Here is a 6,932-nt window from a genome sequence, read left to right on the forward strand (position 1 = left end):
CGCGACGAGGTCCTGCGCGAGCAGGTGGCGCTGCTGCGCCAGAACTTTCCGATGACGCTGCTGGCGTCGCTCGCCACCTCGCTGGGCACATTGTGGGTGATGGCACGCGTGGCCGACGGGCAGGCGATGGCGGCGTGGCTGGTGTCCCACGTGCTGGTGGTGACGGGGGTGTACCTCTCGCTGCGCAGCATCCACCCCCAAACCGCGCCCGCGCAGAGCGCGGCACGCAAGCTGATCGCCTGCATGGCCGCCATGGGCCTGAGCTGGGGTGGCCTGGGTCTCGTCGTGATGCACTGGGGCAACTCCGACAGCGTGATCTATGCCATCGGCATCGTGAGCACGGTGTCGTCGGGGGCTCTCGGGCTGGGGGCGCCGCTGTACCGTGCCTACCTCACCTACCTGAGCTGCGCCATCGGCGGGGTGCTGATTGCCATCGCGCTGGCGGGCGGACCCGTGCTCTGGCCGGCCCTGTTTCTGACGCTGGTGTACTACGGCCTGACCTGCATGCAGGCGCGCACCGCCGACGCCGCCACGCGCCGCAGCATCGCCCTCAAGCTTGAGAACCAGCGCCTCGTGGCCAGGCTGCGCGCCGAGTCGCAGCGCGCGCTGGCCGCCCAGAAAATTGCCGAGAAGGCCGACCACGACAAGTCCCGCTTCCTGGCGGCGGCCAGCCACGACCTGCGCCAGCCCTTGCACGCCATGGGCCTGTTTCTCGAAACGCTGCAGCGCAGCCCCCTGAACGACCGCCAGCGCACGGTGCTGGGCCACGCGCACGCCGCCTCGAGTGCCGCTGCCGAAATGCTCACCACGCTGCTCGACTACTCGCGGCTCGAGGCCGGCGTGGTGAAGGCCCGCCCGGCCGCTTTTGCCGTGCAGCCACTGCTCACCGCGCTGGAGCAGGAGTTCGGTGTGCAGGCAGACAACGCGGGCCTCGTGTACCGCACGCGCGAAACCTCGGCGGCCTCGCACGCCGACCGATCCCTGGTCGGCCTGGTGATGCACAACTTCATCTCCAACGCATTGCGCTACACGGCGCGCGGCGGCGTGCTGATTGCCTGCCGCCGGCGCGGGCGGCGCTTGGCGCTGGAGGTGTGGGACACGGGGATCGGCATCCCCAGCCACCAGTGGGACGATATCTTTCAGGAGTTCCACCAGCTCGGCAATCCCGAGCGCGACCGGCGCAAGGGCCTGGGGCTGGGCCTGGCCATCGTGCAGCGGCTCGTGCAGGCCATGGGCACCACGGTCGAGCTGCGTTCGCGGCCAGGGCGGGGTTCCGTGTTCCGGCTGTGGCTCGACGCATGGGATGGTGCGCTCGAAGACGACGTGACGCCTGCGGTGGACGACCACAGCCTCAGGGGCCTGCACGTGCTCGCGATCGACGACGATGAAGCGGTGCGCCTGGGCATGCAGTCGCTGCTGCAGAGCTGGGGCTGCCTGTGCACCGTGGCCGATTCCAGCGCAGACGCCATCGAGCAGCTGGGCGATGATGTCCCCGATCTCATCATCACCGACTTCCGGCTGCGCCATGATGAAACCGGCAAGCAGGTGCTGCAGGCCCTGCGCACCTATCTGGGCATTGCGGTGCCCGCCATCATCATGACCGGCGACACCTCGCCCCAGCGCCTGCGGGATGCGCAAACCACCTCGGCCCTGCTGTTGCACAAGCCCGTGTCCACGGGCCAGTTGCGCGAAGCCATGGTGCAGTTGCTGTGCCATGGCGCCGGGCACCCGGGCCCCGCGCCGGCAGCCCGCCCCGCCCTGGCCGCACCTGCCGCTACAGCCTGCGGCGCAACAAGCCCATGACCTGGTCGAAACGCGCGCCGTACGGGGGATAAAACAACGCCCCCATGGCCCAGCGCGACTGCACCAGCACCGATTTCTGGTGGCAAAAGCGCAGAAAGCCCTGCTCGCCGTGGTAGGCCCCCCAGCCGCTGTCGCCCACGCCGCCAAAGGGCAGGTTGTCGTGGGCGATGTGCATGAGGGTGTCGTTCACCGTCACGCCGCCGCTCACGGTGCGGCGCAGCACGTCGTCGCGCACACCGTCATTGCCACCAAACCAGTACAGCGCCAGCGGGCGCGGCCCGGTGTTGATGTGGGTGATGGCATCGTCGAGCCGGTCGTACGAGACCACCGGCAGGATGGGCCCGAAGATTTCCTCCTGCATGAGCTGCATGCCCGAGGTGGCCCCGAACACCAGCACGGGCGCCATCTGCCGGCTGGTGCCGCCTTCCTGGACGGCAGCGGTGGGGTCGGGCACCGCGTCCGGCGCGGGGTCCATGCTCTGCACCTCGGCACCCTGGGTCTGGGCCTGCTGCAGCATGGTGCGCAGGCGCGCGAGGTGGCGCGGGCTGATGATGGAGGCGTAATCAGGGTTGCCCGCGATGCGCGGAAACAGCTTGGCCACGGCGGCGCGGAAGGCCTCGGCGAACGCGGCTTCGTGGCCCCGGGGCAACAGCACATAGTCGGGCGCGATGCAGGTCTGGCCCGCATTGAGCAGCTTGCCGTGCGCGATCTTGAGCGCGGCATCCTGCATGTCACAGCTGGCGTCGATGATGCAAGGCGACTTGCCGCCCAGTTCGAGCGTGGTGGGGGTGAGATTGGCAGCCGCCGCCTGCGCCACCTTGCGCCCCACGGCGGTGGAGCCGGTGAACACCAGGTGGTCGAACGGCAATGTGCAAAAAGCGCTGGAGAGGGCCGCATCGCCCTGCACCACGCACATTTCTTCGGGCGCGAAGAACTGCGCCACCAGCAACGCCATTTGCGCGGACGTGTGGGGCGTGAGTTCGCTGGGCTTGATCATCACCCGGTTGCCGGCCGCCAGTGCGGTGATGGCGGGCGCCAGCGCAAGCTGCACCGGGTAGTTCCACGGTGCCACCACGCCCACCACGCCCAGCGGCTGGCGGTGGATCATGGCGCTGGCGGGCTGCAAGAAGATGGGCGTACGCACCTTTTGCGGCCGCGACCAGCGGGCCAGATGGCGCAGCGTGTGCGCCAGCAGGGTGCGCAGAACAAACAGGTCGGCCACCTCCGTCAGGCGTGGCGAGCGCACCCCGAAATCGGCCTGCACGGCGGCTGCCAGCGTGGGGCCATGCTCGTCCAGCAGCTTGCGCATGCGCAGCAGCCGCTCACGGCGCACCACCAGCGGCACGTCCACGTGGGCGCGGCTGGCCTGGTGCTGCGCTTCAAACAGGGCTTGGAGGTCGACAGTGTTCATCCGCGCATCATAGGGCCGGCACTGAAGACGCCCACCCGCAAGCCCGCGCGCCTTCAGGGGCGGCCCGGATCACGCGGTTGCACGTCGGTCACATCTTCTGCGCCGGGCAAAGGGCGCAGGTGGGAGGGCACCTCGGCAGGGGGACTGCACGTCGCCCGGCGCAGGGCGGCGGGTGGCGGTCCAGCGGGCGCCCGAGCGGTATACCGTGCTCCAACCGGCGCGCGGATCGATGCGCGTGGCCCACGGCGTGACGGGCCGCCCCGTGAGCCGCGCCCACAGCGTGCGCAGGCCCCAGGCCAATGCCAGCACCAGCATGGCCGCGAGCAGGCTCACGAAGAACAACAGCCCCGCAGCCACCAGCACGAGCCGCACCACCAGGCGGGCCACGCCCGCAATCACATCGTTCAAGCCAACTCCTGCCGAAATTTCAATGAAAAATGCCTCCAGCGCTTGCACAGCAAGCGCCGGAAGCTACGCTATCGATAGCAAATCACGCCGCCTGGGCCGTGCTGAAGTGGAACACTCCAGGCTCCAGCACCGGGTCCACACCCACGGCAATAACGCTCTTGGGCGGGAAGCGCCCTTCGAGCAGCAGCTTGGACAGCGGGTTTTCAATGCGCTGCTGGATGGCGCGCTTGAGCGGCCGCGCGCCGAACACCGGATCGAACCCGACCTTGGCCAGTTCGGCCAGCGCGGCGGGCGAAACGTCCAGCGCCAAGTCCATCTTTGCCAGGCGCGATTCGAGCAGCTGCAACTGGATGCGCGCAATCGCCTCGATGTGCGCCGCATCGAGTGCGTGGAACACCACGGTCTCGTCGATGCGGTTGAGAAACTCGGGGCGGAAGTGGTTCTTCAGCTCGCCCCACACGGCTTCCTTGATGTCGTCTGAGTCCTGCCCCACCATGGCCTGGATCAGGTGCGAGCCAATGTTGCTCGTCATCACGATCACGGTGTTCTTGAAATCCACGGTGCGGCCTTGACCATCGGTCAGGCGGCCGTCGTCGAGCACCTGCAGCAGCACGTTGAACACGTCCGGGTGGGCTTTCTCCACCTCGTCGAGCAGCAGCACGGAATACGGCTTGCGGCGCACGGCTTCCGTCAGGTAGCCGCCCTCCTCGTAGCCCACGTAGCCGGGCGGCGCGCCGATCAGGCGGGCCACCGAGTGCTTCTCCATGAACTCGCTCATGTCGATGCGGATCAGGTGCTCCTCGCTGTCGAACAGGAAGCCGGCCAGCGCCTTGCACAGCTCGGTCTTGCCCACGCCCGTGGGGCCGAGGAACAGGAACGAGCCCGTAGGGCGGTTCGGATCGGACAGGCCCGAGCGCGAGCGGCGAATGGCATTGGCCACCGCGGCAATGGCCTCTTCCTGGCCCACCACGCGCTCGTGCAGCTTGGTTTCCATCTGCAGCAGCTTGTCTTTCTCGCCCTGCATCATCTTGGCCACGGGAATGCCCGTGGCGCGGCTCACCACCTCGGCGATTTCCTCGGCACCCACCTGCGTGCGCAGCAGGCGGTTGGGCGCGGACGTGCCGTCCTTGCCCTCTTCCTTGGCCTGGGCTTCTTTCAGCTGCTTTTCCAGATCGGGCAGCTTGCCGTACTGCAGCTCGGCCACCTTGTTGAAGTCGCCCTTGCGCTTCAGTTCCTCGATCTGCTGCTTGACCTGCTCGACCTGCTCGCGCACCTGCTGGCTACCCTGGGCCTGCGCCTTCTCGGACTGCCAGATCTCGTCGAGGTCGGCGATTTCCTTTTGCAGAGACGCGATTTCTTCCTCGATCAGGCCGAAGCGCTTCTGCGAGGCTTCGTCCTTCTCGCGGCGCACGGCCTCGCGCTCGATCTGCAGCTGGATCAGGCGGCGGTCGAGCCGGTCCATGACCTCGGGCTTGGAGTCGATCTCGATCTTGATCTTTGACGCTGCCTCGTCGATCAGGTCGATGGCCTTGTCGGGCAGGAAGCGGTCAGTGATGTAGCGGTGGCTCAACTCGGCGGCGGCCACGATGGCCGGGTCGGTGATCTCCACGCCGTGGTGCACCTCGTACTTCTCCTGCAGGCCGCGCAGGATGGCGATGGTGGCCTCCACGGTGGGCTCGCCCACCAGGATTTTCTGGAAGCGGCGCTCCAACGCGGCGTCCTTCTCGATGTACTTGCGGTATTCGTCCAGCGTGGTCGCGCCCACGCAGTGCAGCTCGCCGCGCGCGAGAGCCGGTTTGAGCATGTTGCCCGCGTCCATCGCACCCTCGGCCTTGCCCGCGCCCACCATGGTGTGCAGCTCGTCGATGAAGACGATGGTCTGGCCCTCGTCCTTGGCCAGCTCGTTCAGCACGGTCTTGAGGCGTTCCTCGAATTCGCCACGGTATTTGGCGCCGGCCAGCAGCGCCGCCATGTCGAGCGAGAGCACGCGCTTGCCCTTGAGGCTCTCGGGCACCTCGCCGGCCACGATGCGCTGGGCCAGCCCTTCGACGATGGCGGTCTTGCCCACGCCGGGTTCGCCGATGAGCACGGGGTTGTTCTTGGTGCGGCGCTGCAGCACCTGGATGGCACGGCGGATCTCGTCGTCGCGGCCGATCACTGGGTCGAGCTTGCCGATGCGGGCGCGCTCGGTCAGGTCGATGCAGTATTTCTTCAGCGCCTCGCGCTGGCCCTCGGCCTCGGGGTTGTCCATCTTCTGGCCGCCGCGCACGGCGTCGATGGCGGCCTCCAGGCTCTTGCGCGTGAGGCCATTTTCCTTGGCGATGCGCGCAGCCTCGCCTTTGCTGTCGATCACGGCCAGCAGGAACAATTCGCTGGCGATGAACTGGTCGCCGCGCTTGATGGCCTCTTTCTCGGTGGCCTGCAGCACCCGGCCCAGTTCGGGCCCGCCCTGCACTTGGTCCTGTCCCTGCACGGACGGCAGGCGCTTCACGGCGGCTTCAGCGGCGGCCAGCAAGCCGGGCACATTGGCACCCGCACGCTGCAGCAGCGCCCTGGGGCCGTCCTCCTGGCGCAGCATGGCCACAAGCATGTGCACAGGCTCGATGTAGGCGTTGTCATTGCCCAGCGCAAGCGACTGGGCGTCGCTCAGGGCTTCCTGGAACTTGGTGGTGAATTTGTCGAGACGCATGGTCCATGTCCTCCGAATTGCAGAGCACTTGAGGCAGCATGCGCCCGATTTCAAGACACGGCCATGACCAACCGGTTGACTTGCGTTAGCAATCCACTCCGGCGCAGAAGCCCGCAGTCACTACATTTTTCATAGCTGCAGCCGCTTTATAGGCAAGCGCAAGGAGCAGATTTTTCTCATATTTTGCCCCCAACACTCTGTCAGAGGGGCCGCGAGGCCGCACGCCAGCCACGCGACGCCAGAAACCCCAACAGTGCCAGGCCCCAGCCCGACAGCGCGGGGACGGCCGTGGCGGTCGAGGCCAGTGGCACGGCAACGACGGAATCGTCGATGGTGCCATCGCCAGCGCCAAAGCAGTCGTCGCCCCACCAGTCGCCATCGGTCACGTCGCAGGTGGCAGTGTTGCCGCTGATCTGCAGGTTCGCCGGGGCGTGGTAGCGGGCGCTGGCGGTGTGTCGAGCGTGGGCCCGTACTTCTTGACCGTGAGGCTGCTGAGGCCTGGAAAGGTCACCGCCACGCGCACCGTTTCGCCAGGCTGGCAATGGACGAGGCGCAAGCGGAAGCCCCCTCAAAGTGGCCGGCACGGCGCAAGTCCAAAGATTGCACCGATCCCTACCCCCC

At 67.5% G+C, this 6,932-nt stretch carries 5 protein-coding genes; 1 reads left to right on the forward strand and 4 read right to left on the reverse strand.

Going from position 1 to position 6,932, the window contains the following annotated elements; genetic code table 11:
* Positions 1–1,803, forward strand: a 1,803-nt coding sequence (locus ACDELDRAFT_RS17125; RefSeq protein WP_005799182.1) for a hybrid sensor histidine kinase/response regulator, incomplete at its 5' end; no start/stop codon positions are given.
* On the opposite strand, the gene ACDELDRAFT_RS17130 is transcribed toward ACDELDRAFT_RS17125, so the two are convergent.
* From ACDELDRAFT_RS17130 to ACDELDRAFT_RS17145, 4 genes are all read right to left on the reverse strand, one after another.
* Positions 1,775–3,214, reverse strand: a complete 1,440-nt coding sequence (locus ACDELDRAFT_RS17130) for a coniferyl aldehyde dehydrogenase (RefSeq protein ID WP_005799184.1) — start codon at positions 3,212–3,214, stop codon at positions 1,775–1,777. The two genes, ACDELDRAFT_RS17125 and ACDELDRAFT_RS17130, sit on opposite strands and share 29 nt — an antisense overlap.
* 69 nt (positions 3,215–3,283) lie before the next feature.
* Complete coding sequence (locus ACDELDRAFT_RS17135; protein ID WP_332376006.1) at positions 3,284–3,613, reverse strand: hypothetical protein; 330 nt, start codon at positions 3,611–3,613, stop codon at positions 3,284–3,286.
* A 91-nt stretch (positions 3,614–3,704) separates the two neighbouring features.
* Complete coding sequence (clpB, locus tag ACDELDRAFT_RS17140) at positions 3,705–6,311, reverse strand: ATP-dependent chaperone ClpB (protein WP_005799188.1); 2,607 nt, start codon at positions 6,309–6,311, stop codon at positions 3,705–3,707.
* Between the two features lie 200 nt (positions 6,312–6,511).
* Complete coding sequence (locus ACDELDRAFT_RS17145) at positions 6,512–6,697, reverse strand: hypothetical protein (protein ID WP_005799189.1); 186 nt, start codon at positions 6,695–6,697, stop codon at positions 6,512–6,514.
* Between the last annotated feature and the right edge of the window lie 235 nt (positions 6,698–6,932).

It is taken from the genome of Acidovorax delafieldii 2AN (assembly GCF_000175235.1).
Taxonomy (GTDB): Bacteria; Pseudomonadota; Gammaproteobacteria; order Burkholderiales; family Burkholderiaceae_C; genus Acidovorax; species Acidovorax delafieldii_B.